General features: G+C 70.8%; 19 protein-coding genes and 4 tRNA genes. 11 read left to right on the top strand and 12 right to left on the bottom strand.

Annotated features, from left to right (window positions below):
- Positions 1 to 4: 4 nt before the first annotated feature.
- The 6 genes from FGD68_RS11655 to ctaE all read right to left on the bottom strand — a co-directional run bounded on the left by FGD68_RS11655 (position 5) and on the right by ctaE (position 5,702).
- The gene (locus FGD68_RS11655; protein ID WP_237609464.1) at positions 5 to 169 is read right to left on the bottom strand and encodes a hypothetical protein; all 165 of its coding nucleotides are present in this window, start codon (positions 167 to 169) and stop codon (positions 5 to 7) included.
- Between the two features lie 266 nt (positions 170 to 435).
- Entirely contained in the window at positions 436 to 1,353 is a 918-nt protein-coding gene (locus FGD68_RS11650) for a methyltransferase domain-containing protein (protein WP_119372335.1), read from the bottom strand.
- A gap of 113 nt (positions 1,354 to 1,466) precedes the next feature.
- Positions 1,467 to 3,101 (bottom strand): cytochrome bc1 complex cytochrome b subunit, encoded by a 1,635-nt coding sequence (gene qcrB, locus FGD68_RS11645; protein WP_390610660.1) that lies wholly within the window; start codon positions 3,099 to 3,101, stop codon positions 1,467 to 1,469.
- Positions 3,082 to 4,191 (bottom strand): cytochrome bc1 complex Rieske iron-sulfur subunit, encoded by a 1,110-nt coding sequence (gene qcrA, locus FGD68_RS11640; protein ID WP_104234840.1) that lies wholly within the window; start codon positions 4,189 to 4,191, stop codon positions 3,082 to 3,084. The genes qcrB and qcrA overlap by 20 nt, the downstream gene beginning before the upstream one ends.
- Before the next feature lie 45 nt (positions 4,192 to 4,236).
- A complete protein-coding gene (qcrC, locus tag FGD68_RS11635; protein ID WP_043586512.1) occupies positions 4,237 to 5,037 on the bottom strand; it encodes a cytochrome bc1 complex diheme cytochrome c subunit in 801 nt (266 codons plus the stop codon).
- A gap of 26 nt (positions 5,038 to 5,063) precedes the next feature.
- A complete protein-coding gene (gene ctaE / locus FGD68_RS11630; protein WP_079533409.1) occupies positions 5,064 to 5,702 on the bottom strand; it encodes an aa3-type cytochrome oxidase subunit III in 639 nt (212 codons plus the stop codon).
- A 79-nt stretch (positions 5,703 to 5,781) separates the two neighbouring features.
- Here ctaE and trpD point away from each other — a divergent pair, with 79 nt between their 5' ends.
- Together trpD and FGD68_RS11620 are read left to right on the top strand one after the other, a co-directional pair.
- Complete coding sequence (trpD, locus tag FGD68_RS11625; RefSeq protein WP_119372336.1) at positions 5,782 to 6,837, top strand: anthranilate phosphoribosyltransferase; 1,056 nt, start codon at positions 5,782 to 5,784, stop codon at positions 6,835 to 6,837.
- Between the two features lie 46 nt (positions 6,838 to 6,883).
- Positions 6,884 to 7,630: an SOS response-associated peptidase gene (locus FGD68_RS11620; RefSeq protein WP_119372337.1), complete on the top strand. Its 747-nt coding sequence runs from the start codon at positions 6,884 to 6,886 to the stop codon at positions 7,628 to 7,630.
- A gap of 89 nt (positions 7,631 to 7,719) precedes the next feature.
- Here FGD68_RS11620 and glpK read toward each other — a convergent pair whose 3' ends face one another.
- Both glpK and FGD68_RS11610 read right to left on the bottom strand, forming a co-directional pair.
- Positions 7,720 to 9,237, bottom strand: coding sequence for a glycerol kinase GlpK (glpK, locus tag FGD68_RS11615; RefSeq protein ID WP_012038518.1), 1,518 nt, complete (start codon positions 9,235 to 9,237; stop codon positions 7,720 to 7,722).
- Between the two features lie 29 nt (positions 9,238 to 9,266).
- Positions 9,267 to 10,073, bottom strand: coding sequence for an MIP/aquaporin family protein (locus tag FGD68_RS11610; protein WP_182480874.1), 807 nt, complete (start codon positions 10,071 to 10,073; stop codon positions 9,267 to 9,269).
- A gap of 227 nt (positions 10,074 to 10,300) precedes the next feature.
- On the opposite strand from FGD68_RS11610, the gene dhaK reads away from it, so the two are divergent.
- From dhaK to dhaM, 3 genes are read left to right on the top strand one after another with little or no spacing between them, the layout of a single operon-like run.
- Positions 10,301 to 11,302, top strand: coding sequence for a dihydroxyacetone kinase subunit DhaK (gene dhaK, locus FGD68_RS11605; protein ID WP_119372338.1), 1,002 nt, complete (start codon positions 10,301 to 10,303; stop codon positions 11,300 to 11,302).
- Positions 11,303 to 11,305: 3 nt separating this feature from the next.
- Positions 11,306 to 11,959 carry a dihydroxyacetone kinase subunit DhaL gene (dhaL, locus tag FGD68_RS11600; protein ID WP_237609463.1) on the top strand — a complete coding sequence of 218 codons (654 nt, stop codon included), beginning with the start codon at positions 11,306 to 11,308 and terminating at the stop codon, positions 11,957 to 11,959.
- Entirely contained in the window at positions 11,956 to 12,690 is a 735-nt protein-coding gene (gene dhaM, locus FGD68_RS11595) for a dihydroxyacetone kinase phosphoryl donor subunit DhaM (RefSeq protein WP_237609462.1), read from the top strand. The genes dhaL and dhaM overlap by 4 nt, the downstream gene beginning before the upstream one ends.
- 25 nt (positions 12,691 to 12,715) lie before the next feature.
- On the opposite strand, the gene FGD68_RS11590 is transcribed toward dhaM, so the two are convergent.
- Positions 12,716 to 13,132 (bottom strand): YchJ family protein, encoded by a 417-nt coding sequence (locus tag FGD68_RS11590; RefSeq protein ID WP_119372790.1) that lies wholly within the window; start codon positions 13,130 to 13,132, stop codon positions 12,716 to 12,718.
- A 91-nt stretch (positions 13,133 to 13,223) separates the two neighbouring features.
- Between FGD68_RS11590 and FGD68_RS11585 the strand changes: the two genes are divergently transcribed.
- Positions 13,224 to 13,739 (top strand): mycothiol transferase, encoded by a 516-nt coding sequence (locus tag FGD68_RS11585; RefSeq protein WP_119372789.1) that lies wholly within the window; start codon positions 13,224 to 13,226, stop codon positions 13,737 to 13,739.
- A gap of 42 nt (positions 13,740 to 13,781) precedes the next feature.
- Here FGD68_RS11585 and FGD68_RS11580 read toward each other — a convergent pair whose 3' ends face one another.
- Positions 13,782 to 14,273 (bottom strand): glutathione peroxidase, encoded by a 492-nt coding sequence (locus tag FGD68_RS11580; RefSeq protein ID WP_043586528.1) that lies wholly within the window; start codon positions 14,271 to 14,273, stop codon positions 13,782 to 13,784.
- A gap of 109 nt (positions 14,274 to 14,382) precedes the next feature.
- Entirely contained in the window at positions 14,383 to 16,143 is a 1,761-nt protein-coding gene (locus tag FGD68_RS11575; RefSeq protein WP_119372788.1) for a glycerol-3-phosphate dehydrogenase/oxidase, read from the bottom strand.
- A 110-nt stretch (positions 16,144 to 16,253) separates the two neighbouring features.
- Here FGD68_RS11575 and FGD68_RS11570 point away from each other — a divergent pair, with 110 nt between their 5' ends.
- Entirely contained in the window at positions 16,254 to 17,213 is a 960-nt protein-coding gene (locus tag FGD68_RS11570) for a sugar-binding transcriptional regulator (protein ID WP_119372787.1), read from the top strand.
- A gap of 43 nt (positions 17,214 to 17,256) precedes the next feature.
- On the opposite strand, the gene FGD68_RS11565 is transcribed toward FGD68_RS11570, so the two are convergent.
- Positions 17,257 to 17,329, bottom strand: a tRNA-Val gene (locus FGD68_RS11565).
- A gap of 280 nt (positions 17,330 to 17,609) precedes the next feature.
- Between FGD68_RS11565 and FGD68_RS11560 the strand changes: the two genes are divergently transcribed.
- From FGD68_RS11560 to thrS, 4 genes are all read left to right on the top strand, one after another.
- Positions 17,610 to 17,681 (top strand) — tRNA-Gly (locus FGD68_RS11560).
- Between the two features lie 64 nt (positions 17,682 to 17,745).
- Positions 17,746 to 17,819: transfer RNA gene (locus FGD68_RS11555), tRNA-Cys, on the top strand.
- A gap of 10 nt (positions 17,820 to 17,829) precedes the next feature.
- A tRNA-Val gene (locus FGD68_RS11550) sits at positions 17,830 to 17,904 on the top strand.
- A 158-nt stretch (positions 17,905 to 18,062) separates the two neighbouring features.
- Positions 18,063 to 20,117: a threonine--tRNA ligase gene (gene thrS / locus FGD68_RS11545; RefSeq protein ID WP_119372786.1), complete on the top strand. Its 2,055-nt coding sequence runs from the start codon at positions 18,063 to 18,065 to the stop codon at positions 20,115 to 20,117.

Raw genomic sequence — 20,117 nt, 5'->3', positions numbered from 1 at the left:
AGCGTCACCACGAGGCCGTCCGGGGTCTGCTGCGGGTGCCGTCCTGCAGGTAGGCGAGGGATCCGCTCATGACGAGCGCCAGGACGGCGCACCACCAGAAGCTGAGCGGCGATCGCGTGCTGCGGAACGTCACCCTCCGGATGAGTAGGAACAGGGTGAGGGTCGTCATGCCGAAGGCGACGCGGAGGGCGGTCGACTCCAGCAAGACGCGGTCCGGGATCCATGGGTCGGCCCGAACGCGATGCCCCGTCGAGGATCAGCCGGTGGACGGAGAGGCGCTGCAATCGGAGGCACGACACGATGGCGATCGCTTCCCACTCGGACAGCATCTCTGTGAAGGCCCTCACGCTGCTGGGCCACGCCGTCCCTTCTACGGAGCGGGATGTCGGGGCCGGCGATGACCCTTGTCGAGGCGAGCCCGGCGAACGGGCGGGCTCAGCCGAGGTCGACGTCGTCTCGTCGACGCAGGACGTGGACCATGACGTCGATGGTGACATCGTGCCGAGCGCCGCTTCCCGCGGTCGCCTCGGCGGTGCCGCGATCGGCCACGGCTGCGTGATGCGCGGAAGGACCCATCCCCAGCAGCAGGCGCACGTCGTCCTCGGACAGGGGCAGCACCCGTTCGACCCGCGTCTCCGACTCGGTCTCGAAGTACGGGTCGGCCGCCTCGAGGATCCGCTCCCGCTTGTCCTCCTGCACGCCGACCGCACGCCCCGACGCCCGCAGCTGCTCGAGGTGCAGCGGTCCCGCGGCCACGATCGCGACGCGGCCGCGCGGGGCGAGCACGCGATGGAACTCAGGCAGGTTGCGCGGTGCGAAGACGTCGAGGATCAGGTCGGCGACGCCGTCGCGCATGGGGAGGGCGGCCCAGGTGTCCGCGACGACGCCGTCGACGTCGGGACGGCCGCGGACCGCGATGGCCACCGCCGCGGGGGAGAGGTCGGCGGCGAGGCCGATCGACCCGGGCACGGCATCCAGGAGGGCCCGGAGGTAGTGCCCGGTGCCGCAGCCCGCGTCGACGACGCGCAGGCCTGCGTCAAGGGGTGCAGCGCTGCCGCCCGGGGGCCGTGATGAACCATCCGACGCTGGCTCGCGAGGCGTGATCGTCGCGTGTGCCAGGGCGTCGACGAGCGGGGCGTAGTGCCCGCGGTCGAGGAAGGTGCCGCGCGCGGCGAGCATCTCGGCGGTGTCACCGGTGACGCGCGTACCCGGTGCGAGCAGGTTGGCGTAGCCCCGCTTGTTCGCGTCGACGGTGTGTCCGTGTTCGCACCGGAGCACGAGGGGCGGCACGGCATGCAGGTCCGACCCGCAGGAGGGGCAGCGGAGCCAGCTGGCGAGCCGGTCGAGATCCACGGGTCCTCCTGGAGACGATGCGGGCGGCGGTCGAGCCGGACGCACGAGAGCCGGTCCAGCGTGACGCCGGACCGGCTCTCGATGCGAGTCCGCGCTATGCGGACGGGTCGTGCCTAGTGGTGGTCGCTGTGGCTGCGCTCGACATCCTTCGTGGTGACCGGGGAGATCCGGTCCTCGAAGAACCACTTGGAGAGCGCCGCGCGGGCCCGCTGGTTGACCGTGATGCGTCCACGGCTGTCCGGGCGGATCATGAGCGGCTTGTAGTCGTCGTAGCTGACCAGGCGCCAGCGCTCGTACTCGTCGAGCTGCTCGTGCACCTCGATGAACTCACCGCCGGGCAGCTTCACGATGCGGCCCGACTCGACGCCGTGGAGAGCGATCTCGCGGTCCTTCTTCATGAGCGCCAGGCAGATGCGCTTGGCGACCTGGTACGCGATGACCGGCCCGAGGATCAGCAGCGCCTGCAGCGTGTGGATGACGCCCTCCATCGACACCTTGAAGTGGGTGGCGATGAGGTCGGAGCTCGCAGCGGACCAGAGGACCGCGTAGAACGTGACGCCGGCGGCGCCGATGGCCGTGCGCGTCGGGGCGTTGCGCGGGCGGTCGAGGATGTGGTGCTCGCGCTTGTCGCCCGTGATCCACGCCTCGATGAAGGGATAGAGCGCGACGAGCACGATGAACAGACCCAGGACCGTGATCGGCAGGATGATGTTGAACGAGAACGTGTGGTCGAACAGCACGAACTCGAGTCCTGGCGGGACGAGGCGCAGCGCGCCGTCCGCGAAGCCGATGTACCAGTCTGGCTGCGTTCCCGCCGACACCGGTGACGGGTCGTAGGGGCCGTAGTTCCAGATCGGGTTGATCGTGAAGAACGACGCCATGACGACGATCACGCCGAAGACGACGAAGAAGAACCCGCCGGCCTTCGCGGCGAACGTGGGGAGCACCGGGACGCCGACCACGTTCTCGTTCGTGCGGCCGGGGCCGGCGAACTGGGTGTGCTTGTGCACGACCACGAAAAGCAGGTGGAGCGCGAGGAACGCGACGAGGATCGCCGGCAGCAGCAGGATGTGCAGCGTGTAGAGCCTCGGGATGATGTGAGTGCCCGGGAACTCGCCGCCGAACAGGAGGAACGAGATCCACGTGCCGATGACCGGGATGCCCTTCACCATGCCGTCGATGATGCGCAGGCCGTTGCCGGAGAGCAGGTCGTCGGGGAGGGAGTAGCCGGTGAAGCCCTCGGCCATCGCGAGGATGAAGAGCACGAAGCCGATGAACCAGTTGAGCTCGCGCGGCTTGCGGAACGCACCCGTGAAGTAGATGCGGAGCATGTGGAGGCCGATGGACGCGACGAACAGCAGCGCCGCCCAGTGGTGGATCTGCCGCATGAGCAGGCCACCGCGGATGTCGAACGAGATGTCGAGCGACGAGGACATGGCCACGGACATCTCGACGCCCTTGAGGGGCGCGTAGGAGCCGGCGTAGTGCGTCTCCGCCATGGACGGGTTGAAGAAGAACGTCAGCCACGTGCCCGTGAGCAGGATCACGACGAAGCTGTACAGCGCGACCTCGCCGAGCATGAAGGACCAGTGGTCCGGGAAGATCTTCCGCCCGAACTCCTTGACGGCGACGCTGACGCTGGTGCGCTCGTCGAGGTAGGTCGCGGCGGCGGCGGTGAGGCCGCCTCCGCTCTTGGCGGCGGGTGCGTCAGCACCCGTCGTGGTCGGATCAGCTGTTGTAGTCACCACGACGCTCCCAGAAACTCGCCCCTACGGGCTCGGTGAAATCACTCTGTGCAATGAGGTAGCCCTCGTCGTTGACGGCGATGGGCAGCTGCGGCAGGGGCCGCTTGGCCGGTCCGAAGATGACCTCGCAGTGGTTGGTCACGTCGAACTGGGACTGGTGGCAGGGGCAGAGCAGGTGATGGGTCTGCTGCTCGTAGAGCGCCACCGGGCATCCCACGTGCGTGCAGACCTTGGAGTACGCGACGATCCCGTCGTAGGACCATCCCTTGCGCTCCGGGGTCTCGACGAGGTCCTCGGGGCGGAGCCGCATCAGCAGCACCGCGGCCTTGGCCTTCTCCTCGAGCTTGCCCTCCTCCATCTCCATGAGGGAGGCGGGGATGACGTGGAACGCGGATCCGATGGTGACGTCCGACGCCTTGATGGGCGTGCCGGAGGGATCGCGGGTCAGGACCTCGCCCTTCTTCCACAGCGTGTGGCTGAGGGCGGAGGCGGGCTCCTCGGCGCTGCCTGGGTACAGGTCGCGGAACAGGATCACGGCCGGCAGCGGGAAGGCGACGAGGGCGCCGATGAGGCTGTTGCGGATGAGCGAGCGGCGACCGAAGCCGGACTCCTCGTTCGCCTGGGCGAAGATCTCGACGGCGCGGGCCTGCGTGGCGGGCGAGCCGCCCTGCGGGTGGCGCTCGTCGATCAGCTCATGGTCGCTCATGAGGGCCTTGGACCAGTGGATGGCACCGATGCCGAGGCTCAGGAGCGCCAGCGCGATGCCAACGCCGAGGAACAGGTTGTTGAGGCGCACGCTGCCCGGGTCGTCCGCGTAGATCGGGAAGCCGAAGTAGGCGCCGATCGCGAAGACGCTGCCCACGATGGACAGGTAGAACCACGTGTAGACGACGCGCTCGGCGGTCTTCGCCTTCTTCGGGTCCTTGTCGGTGACGCGGAGTCGGTGCTCCGGGAACCCGGGGTTCTGGAACGCGTCGCGCGTGGCGACGGCGGTCCCGCCGGGGAGCACGACGTCACGGCCTGCCGGCTCGAGCTCGCCGGCTTCGGAGCCCGCGGGGACGACGGCCGACTCGTCCTTATCGTCGTGTGCCATGTACGTGCCTCTCCTGTGTGCTGATGCGGGTCATCGATGCGGGCGTCAGTTGGACCGGGCCGTGAGCCACACGGTCAGGGCGACGATGCCGCCGAGACCGAAGATCCACATGAAGAGCCCCTCGGACACCGGGCCGAGCCCGCCGAGGTTCGCGCCGCCGACCGTGCTGTTCTCCTCGATGTACTGCAGCGACGTGATGATGTCGCGCTTGTCCTCGGGGGAGATGTTGGTGTCGTTGAAGACCGGCATGTTCTGCGGGCCGGTGACCATGGCCTCGTAGATGTGGACCGGGGCCACGCCCTCGAGGCTGGGGGCGAACTTGCCCTCGGTGAGCGCGCCTCCTGCCGCGGCCACGTTGTGGCACATGGCGCAGTTGATGCGGAAGAGCTCGGCGCCGTTGGCGGGGTCGCCCTTCCCGTCGAGGTATTGGCCGTCGGGGATGGCCGGGCCGGGAGCGAGCGAGGCGACATAGGCCGCGAGCTCCTTCACCTGCGTGTCGGTGAACTGCGTGGGCTTCTCCGGTGCCTGGACCGTGGTGCCCTGCAGCGGCATGCGGCCGGTGCCGACCTGGAAGTCGACGGAGGCCGCGCCGACGCCGATGAGGCTCGGGGCGACGCCCGTCCCGGTGGCGTCCATGCCGTGGCAGGTGGCGCAGTTGGAGCCGAAGAGCTTCTGGCCCTCGTCGATGGTCTGCGCGGACTTGAGGTCGACCTCGGCCGACGCGGTGCCCGACTGGATCATCGCGTAGGCGCCGCCCGTGGTGAGCAGGCCGATGGCGAGGAGGGCGATCGTGGTCAGGGGGCTGCGGCGACCGGTTCGACGGGCGCGTGCTGTCTTGGTGCTCATGCTGTGGTTGATGCTCCCGCTCGGTGCTATTTGAGGACGTAGATGACCAGGAAGAGCCCGATCCAGACGACGTCGACGAAGTGCCAGTAGTAGGACACGACGATCGCGCTCGTCGCCTCCCTGTGCCCCATCGACCGGACCGCGAAGATGCGCCCGATCACGAGGAGGAAGGCGATGAGCCCGCCGGTGACGTGCAGGCCGTGGAAGCCCGTGGTCATGTAGAACGCCGAGCCGTAGGCGTTGCTGCTGAGCGTGATGCCCTCGGTGACGAGGGTGGCGTACTCGAAGATCTGGCCCACGACGAAGATGGCGCCGAGGGCGTAGGTGAGGAAGAACCACTCGACCGTGCCCCACTGGCTGGGCTTCCAGCCCGTGGCCCGCGCCTGCAGGCGCTCGGCCGCGAAGACCCCGAACTGGCAGGTGAACGAGCTCGACACGAGGATGAGCGTGTTCACGAGGGAGAAGGGCACGTTGAGGCGTCCCGCCTCGAACTCCCAGAGGGCACCGGACGTGGAGCGCAGGGTGAAGTAGATCGCGAAGAGACCCGCGAAGAACATCACCTCGCTGCCGAGCCACACGATGGTGCCGACGGCGACCGTGTTCGGCCGGTTCACCACCGGCGCGGTCGATACTGGGGAGATTGAGGTGGTCGTCACAGGTTCCATTATGACCCAGGCCGACGACACCCGATGCCCATCCGGCCGCCCGTGAGATCCGATCCAGCCGCTCGTTAGGCTGATCCGCATGCCCTCCGCCCCGACCTGGCCCGCGCTCATCACCACGCTGATCGAGGGGCGCCACCTCTCGGTGTCCGAGTCCACCTGGGCCATGCGCCAGGTGATGCGCGGGGATGCCACTCCCGCGCAGCTGGGCGGGCTCCTGGTCGCGCTGCGTGCCGCCGGCGAGACCGTCGACGAGATCGTCGGCTTCCGCGACGCCGTCCTCGAGGAGGCGCTGCCGCTCGACGCGGATCCGCGCGCCCTCGACATCGTGGGGACGGGAGGTGACCCTTACGGCGCCGTCCTCAACATCTCCTCGGTGGCGTCCGTCATCGCGGCCGCCACGGGCGTGCCCGTGATCAAGCACGGCAACCGCGGCGCGAGCTCCGCCTCCGGCGCGTCCGACGTGCTGACCGCCCTCGGCATCGACCTGACGATCGCGCCCGAGCGCGTGGCCGCGGTGCTCCGGGAGACGGGCATCACGTACGCGCACGCCGCTCTCTTCCACCCGGGCTTCCGGCACGCGGCGGCCACGAGGCGCGAGCTCGGCATCTCGACGCTGTTCAACGTGCTCGGGCCGCTCTGCAACCCGGCGCGCCCCGAGGCGTCCGCGGTGGGCGTCGCCGACCTCTCGCGCGTCCCGCTCATGGTGGGCGTCTTCCGGACCCGCGGCGCGACGGCGCTCGTGTACCGGGGCGACGACGGGATCGACAAGCTGACGACCACCGGGCACAGCCACATCTGGGAGGTCAGCCGCGGCGCGGTCACCGAGCACGACCTCGACCCGCTCGAGCTCGGGATCCCGCGCGCTCCCATCGAGGCGCTCCTCGGCGACGGGGTGGAGGGGAACGCGCAGGTGATCCGCCGCGTCCTCGCGGGAGAGCCCGGTCCGCAGCGCGACGTCGTGCTGCTGAACGCGGCGGCCGGCCTCGAGGCCTTCGACCTGATGGGGGATCCGACGCGCGTGCAGCAGCCGATGGCGCGCCGGCTGCGCGAGAAGGTCGCGGTCGCCGCCGACGCGGTGGACTCCGGCCGCGCCGCCGCGAAGCTCGAGGAGTGGGCGGCGGCGACGCGCGCCTGATCCTCGTCACGCGGTCGATGTCGCGCGTGCGGCGGATGATGGTCGCATGTGCGGGAGATTCGTGGTGGCGCGGGCGACGGGGGACCTCGTCGGGGACTGGGCGGTCGACGACGTGGACGGCGAGGATCCACCCCCCTCGTGGAACGTCGCCCCGACGACCACCGTCCGCATGGTCGCCGACCGCCATCCGCGCGGTGACGCGGACGGCGCGGTCCGCCGGGTCCTGACCGCGGCGCGGTGGGGGATCGTCCCGCCATGGGCGAAGGCGGTGCAGGGCGCCCCTCTGATCAACGCACGCGTCGAGACCGTGACGGAGAAGCCGACGTTCCGCAGGGCCGTGCTCACGCGGCGGGCGGTCGTGCCGGCCGACGGGTACTACGAGTGGCAGGTCACCGCAGCGGGGAAGCAGCCCGTGTACCTCCACGCCGAGGACGAGCGCCCGCTGGCGTTCGCGGCCGTGTACGAGCACTGGAGGGATCCCGTCGTCCCGGAGGGGGAGCCCGGCGCGTGGCTGCGCAGCCTCGCCATCATCACGTCGGCCGCGAGCGACGCGCTCGGACACATCCACGACCGCACGCCCGTCATCGTGCCGCGTTACCGCCTCGACGACTGGCTCGACGCCGGGACGACGGCGGTCGACGACGTGCGTCACCTGCTCGGTTCGCTGCCGGAGCCCCACCTCGTGCCGCGACTCGTCTCGACCCGCGTCAACAGCGTGCGGAACGACGGACCGGATCTCGTGGCGCCCGTCGACGAGGCGCCCGCGGACGACGGGCAGCCCACGCTCATCTGACGCCGCGGCGCGCGGTCGGGTGACCGCCCGGACACGCCGCACGCCCCGTCACCTGGGGCGACGGGGCGTGCGGATCGTGCGGGTGCGGTCTACTGCACGTCGTCGTCGACCCAGTCGAAGGTCTTCGTGACGGCCTTCTTCCAGAGGCGCAGCTGGCGCTCGCGCTCGGCGTCGTCCATGTCCGGCGTCCAGCGGCTGTCCTCCTGCCAGTTCTGGCGGAGGTCGTCGAGGTCCTTCCAGAACCCGACGGCGAGGCCCGCGGCGTACGCGGCACCGAGCGCGGTGGTCTCGGCGACGACGGGGCGGACGACGGGCACGCCGAGGATGTCGGCCTGGAACTGCATCAGCAGGTTGTTGGCGATCATGCCGCCGTCGACCTTGAGCTCGGTGAGGTCGACGCCGGAGTCGGCGTTGACCGCGTCGAGCACCTCGCGGGTCTGGAAGGCCGTGGCCTCCAGCGCCGCGCGGGCGATGTGGCCCTTGTTGACGTAGCGCGTGAGGCCCACGAGCGCGCCGCGCGCGTCCGAGCGCCAGTACGGCGCGAACAGGCCCGAGAACGCGGGGACGAAGTACACGCCGCCGTTGTCCTCGACGGTGGCGGCCAGGGTCTCGATCTCCGCGGCGCTCGACACGAGCCCGAGGTTGTCGCGCATCCACTGGACGAGCGAGCCCGTGACCGCGATGGAGCCCTCGAGCGCGTAGTGCGGCTCCTGGTCGCCCAGCTTGTAGCCGAGCGTCGTGAGGAGGCCGTTCTGCGAGTGGATGATGTCGGTGCCGGTGTTGAAGATCAGGAAGTTGCCGGTGCCGTACGTGTTCTTCGACTCGCCCTGGTCGAACGCGGCCTGGCCGAACGTCGCCGCCTGCTGGTCGCCCAGGATGCCGGCGATGGGCACCTCGCGCAGGAGGCTCGAGGACTCGACCTGGCCGTAGACCTCGGAGGAGCTCTTGATCTCGGGGAGCATCGAGCGCGGCACGTCGAACGCCTTGAGGATCTCGTCGTCCCACTGGAGCGTCTCGAGGTCCATGAAGAGCGTGCGCGACGCGTTGGTGACGTCGGTGACGTGCACGCCGCCGTCGGTGCCGCCGGTGAGGTTCCACAGGACCCACGTGTCGGTCGTGCCGAACATGAGCTCCCCGGCCTCGGCCTTCTCGCGGGCGCCGTCGACGTTCTCGAGGATCCAGACGATCTTCGTGCCCGAGAAGTAGGTGGCGAGCGGCAGCCCGACGGTGGGCTTGAAGCGCTCGACGCCGCCGTCGGCCGCGAGGCGGTCGACGATCTTCTGGGTGCGGGTGTCCTGCCAGACGATGGCGTTGTAGACGGGCTTGCCCGTGGTGCGGTCCCATACGACGGCGGTCTCGCGCTGGTTGGTGATGCCGACGGCCTCGACGTCGTGCCGCGTGATGTCGGCCTTGGACAGGGCCTGGCCGATGACCTCGCGCGTGTTGCGCCAGATCTCCATCGGGTCGTGCTCGACCCAGCCGGCACGGGGGAAGATCTGCTCGTGCTCCAGCTGGCCGGTGGACACGATGGATCCGCTGTGGTCGAAGACGATGGCACGCGTGCTGGTGGTGCCCTGGTCGATGGCGACGATGTACTTCTCGCTCATGTGGTCTCTCCTTTGAGGGGTCGGGGGTTCTAGAGGATGGGGAGCAGCGCGTAGGACGCGAGGCCGGCGAGGACGCCGCCGATGGCGGGGCCGACGACCGGGACCCAGGCGTAGGACCAGTCGCTCGAGCCCTTGCCCTTGATGGGCAGGAACGCGTGCGCGATGCGGGGTCCGAGGTCACGGGCCGGGTTGATGGCGTAGCCGGTCGGCCCGCCGAGGGACGCGCCGATGCCGACCACGAGGAGGGCGACGGGGATGGCGCCGAGGGCCGAGAGGCCGGCGGGGGTGGACGCCTCCGCGTCGGGGTTGTTCGCGAGGCTGAAGCCGAGGATCACGATGACCAGCACGAAGGTGCCGATGATCTCCGTGACGAGGTTCCATGCGTAGTTGCGGATGGACGGGCCCGTCGAGAAGACGCCGAGCTTGGTGGCCGCGTCGGGCTCCTCGTCGAAGTGCTGCTTGTAGGCGAGCCAGCAGAACACGGCGCCGATGATGGCGCCGACCATCTGGGCGAGGATGTACACGGGGACGCTCGCCGGGTCCTGGATCTTGCCGGCGGCGAGGAGGCCGAGCGTGACGGCCGGGTTCAGGTGCGCGCCGGACGCGTACGAGACGGTGACACCGGCGAAGACCGCGAGGCCCCAGCCGAAGTTGACCATCAGGGTGCCGCCGGCGAGCCCCTTCGACTTGATGAGCGCGACGTTCGCCACGACTCCGCATCCGAGGAGGACGAGGAGGGCGGTGCCCACCGTCTCCGACAGGAAAATGACTCCAAGATCCACTGCGTGGTGCTCCGATCGTTCGTCGAGGCGCGCGGGCGACCTCTTCCGCATCATCGCGGTGGCTCCAATCTAGCGCCGGTGGGGCGCCCCGTCCTGTCGCGGTCGGCCGCTCGGCGACGCGGATCCCTGCCCCTGAGGGAGGGTCGGCGGGGCTGTCGGAGCCCGTGCTCCCGGGCGTATGTTGGCGACACACCCGAGTCGCCGCCGACCGAGTCCCGTCCTCGATCCGGCTCGGATGCGCGGCTGCCGTCCGGCCGCCCGAGACCCACGAGGAGCCGGCCGTGAAGAAGCTGATCAACGACCCGAGGGCGGTGGCCGACGAGGCCGTCGCGGGCTTCGCCGCCGCCCATCCCGATCTGGTCGCCCTGAGCGCGGATCCGCTGTTCGTCCGTCGCGCGGAGCCCACCCGCCCCGGGCGCGTGGCGCTCGTCAGCGGTGGTGGCAGCGGGCACGAGCCGCTGCATGCCGGCTTCGTGGGGCACGGCATGCTCGACGCGGCCGTGCCCGGCCCCGTGTTCACGAGCCCCACCCCGGATCCCGTCGTCGCCGCCACCCTGGCCGTGGACGCCGGAGCGGGCGTGCTGCACATCGTGAAGAACTACACGGGCGACGTCCTCAACTTCGAGACCGCGGCCGAGCTCGCGGAGGCGGAGGGCGTGCGGGTGCGGACCGTGGTGGTCGACGACGACGTCGCCGTCACCGACTCCCTCTACACGGCCGGCCGCCGCGGGGTGGCGGGGACGGTGCTCGTCGAGCGCATCGCGGGCGCCGCCGCGGAGCGTGGGGACGACCTCGAGGCCGTGGCCGGGATCGCCGAGCGGGTGATCGGGCAGGTCAGGAGCATGGGCGTCGCCATCCGCGCGTGCACCGTCCCGCACGCCGGCGAGCCGAGCTTCGCGCTCGAGGACGACGAGATGGAGATCGGCATCGGGATCCACGGGGAGCCCGGCCGCGTCAAGCTGCCGCTCGAGCCGGTGGACGCGATCGTCGAGCGGCTGCTCGACCCGGTGCTCGAGGACCTCGCCGCTCCGGCCGGCAGCCGCGTGCTGCTGATGGTGAACGGGATGGGCGCGACACCGCTGTCTGAGCTCTACATCGCGTACCGCCGAGCGGCCGCCGTGCTCGAGGAGGCCGGCCTGACCGTCGCCCGGAGCCTCGTGGGAGACTACGTCACGGCCCTCGACATGGAGGGACTGTCCCTCACGGTGCTGCTGCTCGACGACGAGCTCGTCGGCCTGTGGGACTCGCCCGTGCAGACCGCCGCGCTGCGGTGGGGGAGGTAGCTCATGGCACTCGGGACCGACTGGGTCGTCGCCTGGATCAAGGAAGCGGCGCGCGTCGTCGCCGACCAGCGCGGTGAGCTCATCACCCTCGACCGCGAGATCGGCGACGGCGACCACGGTGAGAACCTCGACCGCGGCTTCGGCGCGGTCACCGAGAAGCTGGCGGCCCTCGCGCCCGACGCCGCGCCCGCCGACGCGCTGAAGACGGTCGCCACCACCCTGATCTCCACCGTCGGCGGCGCCTCCGGGCCGCTGCTCGGGACGGCGTACCTCAAGGCATCCGCGGCCGTCGCCGGCCTCGCGGACCTCGACGCGTCCGCGATCGCCGACGTCCTCGAGGCGGCGGTGGGCGGCATCGTCCTCCGCGGCAAGGCCGAGCGGGGCGACAAGACGATGGTGGACGCGTGGGGTCCCGCCGCCGAGGCCGCGCGTGCCGCCGCCGACGCGGGATCCGGCCCGGCCGACGCCCTCGAGGCGGCCGCCGACGCCGCCGCGCACGGCGCGGTGGCGACGGAGCCGCTCGTGGCCCGCAAGGGACGCGCGTCCTACCTGGGCGACCGCGCCATCGGCCACCGCGACCCGGGCGCGCAGTCGTCCGCGCTCATCCTGCGCGCCGCGGCCACGACCGCCCGCGCCGCCGACGGGTCGGCATCGTGAGCGTCGGTCTCGTCCTCGTCTCGCACAGCGCCCTCATCGCGCACGGGCTCGTCGACCTCGCGCGCCAGATGGCGCCGACCGTCGCCCTCGTGCCCGCGGGCGGGTCCGGCGACGGCACGCGCGCCGACGCGGGCATCGGCACGAGCTTCGACGTCGTCTCCGCGGCGCTCGCCGAGGCGGAGGGCGGGGACGGCGTCGTCGTGCTCGCCGACCTCGGCTCCGCGTACCTCACGGCCGAGACCGCGGTCGACATGCTCGACGAGGACGCCGCCGCGCGCGTCCTCGTGGTGCGGGCACCGCTGGTCGAGGGCGCGGTCGCCGCCGCGGTGGCCGCCGAGACGGGCGGCTCCCTCGAGGATGTGGGCGCGGCCGCAGCCTCGGCCGCCGGTGCCGACGCCGTGGATGACGCCGATGCCGGCCTCGCGCCGGATCCGCGGGCTGACGGCTCCGAGCCCGCCCCGGCCGGCTCATCGGGGACCTTCCGCGGCGAGGCGACCCTGGTCAACCGCGACGGCCTGCATGCCCGGCCGGCCGCCGACTTCGTCACGCGGGCGTCCGCCTACTCCGCTGCCGTCACCGTCAACGGCCAGAACGCCGCGTCGCTGCTCGGTGTCATGGCCCTCGGGCTGACCCGCGGGGCGCACGTCGTCATCGAGGCGACGGGCGAGGACGCGGACGAGGCCGTGACCGCGTTGGTCGAGCTGATCGAGTCGGGGTTCGGGGAGGCCTGACCCGGGGCCTCCCGCCGCGCCGCGGTCAGAGGGCGTCGAGGTAGACCCAGGATCCCGCGTGCCGCACGAAGCGGCTCGCCTCGCGCTGGCTGCCGCGCTCCCCGTGGTGCCGGAACGACGCCTCGAAGTCGACGACGCCCGTCGCGTCGTCGGGACCGCCGAGCGACCTGCGGTGGATGGTGAGCCGGAACCAGCGGACGGACGGGTCGAGGACGATCTCCTCGGGTCGCGAGGACGGGTGCCAGCTGCGGGCGAGGTAGGCCGCATCGCCGCGCGCGTAGGCGGCGAAGCGGGAGCGCATCAGCCGCTCGGCGGTCGGCGCGGCCGTTCCGCCCCGGTGCAGCGGGCCGCAGCACGCGCCGTACGCATCGCCGCTCGTGCACGGGCACCAGGCGTCGTCGTCCGGCGTCGACCACGGGGCGTCGGGGGAGAGGCGCGTCATCCTCCGAGCCTCCCACGCCGGCGACCCGGAGCAGGATGGGGGAGCGGCCGCCCCCGCGGACCCGCTCGATCCACGACATGAGGAGCGCACCATGACCCCCGCCACCGACCTGCTCGTGGACGCCTACGGGCGCATCGCCGAGATCGTGCGCGATGCCGTCGACGGCCTCGACGCCGACGAGCTCGCCTTCCGCCCGGATCCCGAGGCCAACTCCATCGGCTGGCTCGTCTGGCACCTCGCCCGCGTGCAGGACGCCCAGGTCGCCGACGTCGCCGGCCACGACCAGACCTGGTCGACCGGCGGATGGGCGGGGCGCTTCGCCCTCCCGTTCGAGGAGTCGGCGACCGGATACGGCCAGTCGCCCCAGGACGTCGCGGCGCTGGAGGGCGTCACAGCGGAGCTCCTCGTCGGCTACCTCGACGCCGTGCAGTTCGCAACGCTCGCCTACCTCGCGGGACTCGATGACGCCGAGCTCGCCCGCGTGGTGGACCAGGACTGGACCCCGCCCGTGACGCTCGGCGCCCGCCTCGTCAGCGTGCTCTCGGACGACCTGCAGCACGCCGGGCAGGCGTCCTACCTCGCGGGTCTCCTCGCCCGTCGCCGCTGACGGCGGGGGCACCGGACGGGCGCGGATCCGAGCGAACCGGGTTCAGGCGGGCAGCTCGGCCTCGATCAGCGACACGATCTCGGGTGCGTCGGGCTCGACCGTGGGGCGGAAGCGGTGCACGGCCCCCGACGGCGTGACGACGAACTTCTCGAAGTTCCACTTCACGCGGCCGGCCTTCCCGTCCGCGTCGGGCGTCTTCGTCAGCTCCGCGTAGACGGGGTGGGCGGACCGGCCGTTGACCTTGACCTTCTCCATCATCGGGAAGGTGACGCCCCAGGTGGTGGAGCAGTACTCGTCGATGGCCTCCGCGGATCCGAGCTCCTGGAGGAACTGGTTGCTCGGGAATCCGATGACGGTGAAGCCCCGCTCGCCGTAGGTGCGCTGCAGCTGCTCGAGCTTCTCGTACTGCGGCGCGAGGCCGCAGCGCGAGGCGACGTTGACGACCAGCACGACCTTGTCGGCGTACGCGCCGAACGTGGTGGCCTCGCCCTGGAGGGTGGTGAGCGGGATCGGGTCGAGCCGGGGATTCGTCATGGCCCGAACGTAGTCCCGTCCCCTGACAGCGCCTCCCGGCATGGCGAGAGGCCGGTCGCCTCTCGACGACCGGCCTCCCGGGTGCGGATCGGATCCGCCGTGCGCGCTGCTAGTTCGCGAACTCCGTGACGGTCGCGTCGGCCGCGACCTTCGTGGCGCCGACGTCGACGCCGTGGTGCGTGCGCAGGGTGTCGACGGTGTCCTGGATCTCCGCGTCGCGCTCGTCGTCGCTCCAGCCGATGGCCTCCTGCAGGACGTCCGCGATCTCCGCGAGCATCTCGTGCGTCACGCCGCCGACGAACGCGAGGTTCGTGCGACGCAGGACGACGTCGGCGAGGTGCACCGCGTCCTCGTGCGTGGCGAAGTACGCGATCTCGGCTCGCGTCAGCTGCGGGTCGGTCGCGAGCGGCGTCGACGGCTGCCCGGAGAGGACGTCGATGACGCTCGTGGCGCGCGTGCCGTAGCGGTTGAGCAGGCGGTCGACCTGCTCCGTGCCGATGCCCTCGGCGCGAGCGGCCTGCGTCGCGATCCAGCGTGCGCGGGCGGTGCTGGAGGACGGGAAGTCCTTGCCGCCGCCGATGGGCATGCCCGTCGTGTCGACCGAGCGCTCCACGCCGAGGCGCGTGGTGGCCTCCGTGGAGAGGTGCGCGGACAGCGCGCGGAACGTCGTCCACTTGCCGCCGACGAGGCTCAGCACCTTGCTGTCGGCGAGGCCGTGGATCTCGGTCTCGACGATGCGGTAGTCGCGCGACACGAAGCCGGGCGCCGTGTCCTCATGGCGCGGCAGCGGGCGGATGCCCGAGTAGCGGTACACGATGTGGTCGCGGTTCAGCTCGATCTGCGGGAAGACGTGCTTGACGAGGTCGAAGAAGTAGTCGACCTCCTCCTCGGTGCAGACGGCGGGCTCGCTCGGGTCCGCGTCGATGTCCGTGGTGCCGATGAGGACGCGGCCCTTGAGCGGGTAGATGAGGACGATGCGGCCGTCGTTGTTCTCGAAGAAGATCTCCCGGCCCTTGGTGGCCTCGAGCAGCTCGGCGTTGTCGACGACGATGTGCGATCCCTTGGTGCCGCCCATGAACTTCGTGTCGCCGCCCATGGCCTCGTTGGTGAGATCGGTCCAGGGGCCGGACGCGTTGACGACGACGTCCGCCGTGACGACGAACTCGGTGCCGGAGACCACGTCGCGCAGCTTCACGCCGCCGTCCGCGACGCCCACGGCCTCGAGGTAGTTGGCGCTGCGCGCGTGGTCGCCCGCGGCCAGGCCGTCCTTCAGTACGTCGAGCGCCAGGCGCTCGGGCTCGTGGACGGAGGCGTCGTAGTAGGTGCCCGTGAACTTGACGTCCTTGTTGAGCGCGGGCATTTCTTCGCGGGCTGCCTTGCCGATGCGGAACCGGTGACGGGGGACCGAGCCGCCGTCACGGGAGAAGGAGTCGTACAGCGTCATGCCGACGCTGATGAGGAGCGCGCCGCGCTCCTTCGTGGAGCGCTGCTTGTGGGTGAGCATGCGCAGCGGCGCGTTGAGGATGCCGGAGAACGTGGAGAAGATCGGCATGGTCGTCTGCAGCGGCTTCACGTAGTGGGGAGCGATGCGGATGAGGCCGTTGCGCTCCTCGACGGACTCGCGCACGAGGCGGAACTCGCCGTTCTCGAGGTAGCGGATGCCGCCGTGGATCATGTGCGAGCTGGCGGCCGAGGCGCCCGAGCCGTAGTCGGCGCGCTCGACGAGCACGACGTCGACGCCCTGGAGCGCCAGGTCGCGGAAGGTCGCGATGCCGTTGATGCCGCCGCCGATGACGAGCACCTGCGCGCTCGGGCGGTCGTGGATGCGGGCGACGTTGTCCCGCAGGTCGGTCTTCTTCGACGTGGTCACGAGGAGGCTTCTCTCTGTTCGATGCGTGCGTGGTGCGCGTGCTGTGCGACCATCATCCGCCCGCGAACGGATCTCGCGAAGCCCGTGCACGGATGTGCAACCATGACCGGATGGTCGACGGCATCGCGCACGAGCGCACCCAGGACGCCCTGCGCGCGGCGCACCTCTACTACATGCAGGACCTGACGATGGAGGCCATCGCGCGCGAGCTCGGCACGAGCCGCTCGTCGGTCTCCCGGCTCCTCTCGTTCGCCAGGGAGACGGGCCTCGTGGACATCCAGATCCGTTCGCCGCTCGACCTCGCCACGGTGCTGGGGGAGCAGCTGCACGAGCGCTACGGCGTGGTCGCGCACGTCGTGCCCGTGCCGGACCAGACGAGCGACGTCGACCGCGTCGACCGGGTGGCGCTCTCGGCTGCACGGATGCTCACCCAGTACGTCGACTCGAACATGGTCGTCGGCGTCGCGTGGGGCTCCACGGTGAGCGCGGTGAGCCGCTACCTCGTGCCGAAGCCGACGCACAACACCCTCGTGGTGCAGCTCAACGGGGCCGGCAACGTGCGGACCACGGGGATCATGTACGCGAGCGAGATCCTCCGCCGGTTCGGGCAGGCGTACGGCGCCACGGTGCAGCAGTTCCCGGTGCCGGCGTTCTTCGACGACCCGGCCACCAAGCAGGCGCTGTGGCGCGAGCGGAGCACCAAGCGCGTTCTCGAGCTGCAGGAGCGGATGGACATGGTGCTGTTCGGCGTCGGATCGCCGGTCGCGCTCGTGCCCAGCCACGTCTACTCGGGCGGCTACCTCGAGCGGTCCGACCAGCGCGCGCTCGACGCGGACGGCGTGGTGGGCGACGTCTCCACGGTCTTCTTCCGGGAGGACGGGTCGTCGGCCGACATCGCGATCAACGCGCGGGCGAGCGGGCCGGACCTGGCCACGATCCGCAAGGCGCCGCGACGCGTGTGCGTGGTCGCGGGGGCGTCCAAGGGGCGCAGCGTGCGCGGCGCGCTGGCCGCCGGGCTCGTGACGGACATCGTGCTCGACGAGGGGACGGCGCGGGCGTTGCTCGCGTGATGCGACGGATCGACCTGTCGGGAGGGAGAGGGGACTGCTTCGGTGGGCGATACCGGACTCGAACCGATGACCTCTTCCGTGTGAAGGAAGCGCGCTACCAACTGCGCCAATCGCCCGTGCTCGCACCGCGGACGGTGCGCGTCAATGATGCCATACCGCGGAGGCGGTCGCGGTCACGGGGCGGTGTCGGCTGCACCGCGGGTTGAGCGTCGTCGCGACACGCCCGGGTCGTCGCCGTGTCCTCGTCCACCGGATCCGCGTGAACACGCGGAGAACGGTGGGCGAGCGCCGTGCAGGCCGCCTCCGAGTGGGCGTCGTTTTGCACCCGTGCCAGGAGATCGGCTAGAGTCATCGAGCACGCAGGGTTGCCGGGAAGCCGGGAGCGGCGCGCGAAATGCGGATGTGGCGCAGTGGTAGCGCATCACCTTGCCAAGGTGAGGGTCGCGAGTTCGAATCTCGTCATCCGCTCGAACAGGGGCCCTGAGAGGGGTCCCTTTCACAAGGTGGGAACCACCGGTGTGGAAGCACCCATGGTGGGGTGGCCGAGAGGCGAGGCAGCGGCCTGCAAAGCCGTCCACGCGGGTTCAAATCCCGTCCCCACCTCCAGCAAGTGCATGAGCGATTGGCGCAGCGGTAGCGCGCTTCCCTGACACGGAAGAGGTCGCTGGTTCGATCCCAGTATCGCTCACCACCAGAAGGCCCCGGGAGACCGGGGCCTTCTTCTTTGCCCCGACGCCCACGCCCGTGCGGTCCCGCCGACGACGCGATCGACGTCCCTCTCGTCGATGGCGCCCCGTCGGGCGCCGGTAGTCTGGATCGGTTCCCTCCCCGTCCCGCAAGGAGCCCGCAGTGGTAGACGCCGCCCAGCCCGAGATCCACGACGAGGCCGCGCCCGCGGAGACGACCGGGCAGCCGGTCGAGGTGACGGAGGCGGGCACCGGGTTCACGCTGTTCTCCGACCGCGCCGTGGTCGCCATGCGCATCGCCGGGGAGCTGAAGGACCTCGCGGCCGAGGTCGCACCTGGCGACGTCGTCGAGCCGGTCCGCATCGACTCGCCCGACGGACTCGCGATCCTCCGCCACTCGGCGGCTCACGTCATGGCGCAGGCCGTGCAGCAGATCAACCCGGAGGCGACGCTCGGCATCGGCCCGCCCGTCACCGACGGCTTCTACTTCGACTTCGACGTCGCCGAGCCCTTCACGCCCGAGGACCTCAAGGCCATCTCCAAGAACATGGAGCGCATCATCCGGCAGGGCCAGCGCTTCACGCGGCGCGTCGTCTCCGAGGAGGAGGCCCGCGAGCTGATGGCGGATGAGCCCTACAAGCTCGAGCTGATCGGACTCAAGGGCGGATCCGCCGAGGAGCTCGGCGAGGACGGCGAGTCCGTCGAGGTCGGCGGCGCCGAGCTCACGGTCTACGAGAACGTCGACGGGAAGTCCGGCGAGGTCTTCTGGCGCGACCTCTGCCGCGGCCCGCACCTGCCGAGCACCCGCATGGTCGGCAACGGCTGGGCGCTGTCGCGCGTCGCCGCCGCCTACTGGCGCGGCTCCGAGAAGAACCCGCAGCTGCAGCGCATCTACGGCACGGCCTGGCCGACCAAGGACGAGCTGCGCGCGTACCAGGGCCGCATCGAGGAGGCGCTCAAGCGCGACCACCGCCGCCTCGGCGCCGAGCTCGACCTCTTCTCCTTCCCCGACGAGATCGGATCCGGCCTCGCGGTCTTCCACCCCAAGGGCGGCATCATCCGCCGCGAGATGGAGGACTACTCGCGCCGCCGGCACGAGACGGCCGGCTACGAGTTCGTCTACTCGCCGCACATCACGAAGTCGAACCTGTTCGAGACGAGCGGCCACCTCGACTTCTACAAGGACGGCATGTTCCCCGCCATGCACCTCGACGAGGCGCGCAACGCGGAGGGCGAGATCACGCGACAGGGCGCGGACTACTACCTGAAGCCCATGAACTGCCCGATGCACGTGCTCATCTACCGGTCGCGCCAGCGCTCGTACCGCGAGCTGCCGCTGCGCCTGTTCGAGTTCGGCACGGTCTACCGCAACGAGAAGTCGGGCGTGATCCACGGCCTCACCCGCGTGCGCGGCATGACGCAGGACGACGCCCACATCTTCACGACCCGCGAGCGCATGGCGGACGAGCTGAAGGGCACGCTCGAGTTCGTGCTGTCGCTGCTGCGCGACTACGGCCTCGACGACTTCTACCTCGAGCTGTCCACCAAGGACCCGGAGAAGTTCGTCGGATCCGACGAGGTGTGGGAGGAGGCCACCGAGACGCTCCGCCAGGTCGCGGTCGACACGGGCCTCGAGCTCGTGCCGGATCCCGCGGGCGCTGCGTTCTACGGCCCCAAGATCTCGGTGCAGGCGCGCGACGCCATCGGGCGCACGTGGCAGATGTCCACCATCCAGCTCGACTTCAACCTGCCCGAGCGCTTCGGCCTCGAGTACACGGCGAACGACGGCACGCGCAAGCAGCCCGTCATGATCCACCGGGCGCTGTTCGGATCCATCGAGCGATTCTTCGGCGTGCTCACCGAGCACTACGCGGGCGCGTTCCCTGTGTGGCTGTCGCCTGTCCAGGTGGTCGGCATCCCCGTGGCCGAGGACTACGAGGAGTACCTCGGCGGCGTCCTCGACCGGCTCCGGGCCGAGGGCGTCCGCGTCCAGCTCGACACCTCGGACGACCGCATGCCCAAGAAGATCCGCACGCACACCAAGGCCCGCGTGCCGTACCAGCTCATCGCGGGCGAGGACGACCGGGCTGCCGGATCCGTGAGCTTCCGCTTCCGCGACGGCACGCAGGTCAACGGCGTGCCCGTGGCCGAGGCCGTCGAGCGGATCACGGGCGCTATCGCCCGGCGCGAGCAGGTGGTGACCGCGTGGCCCGTCTGA

It is taken from the genome of Clavibacter californiensis (genome assembly GCF_021952865.1).
Lineage (GTDB): Bacteria > Actinomycetota > Actinomycetes > Actinomycetales > Microbacteriaceae > Clavibacter > Clavibacter californiensis.
The sequence above is the reverse complement of the archived record's forward strand: the minus strand, read 5'-3'. Positions and strand labels throughout refer to the sequence as shown.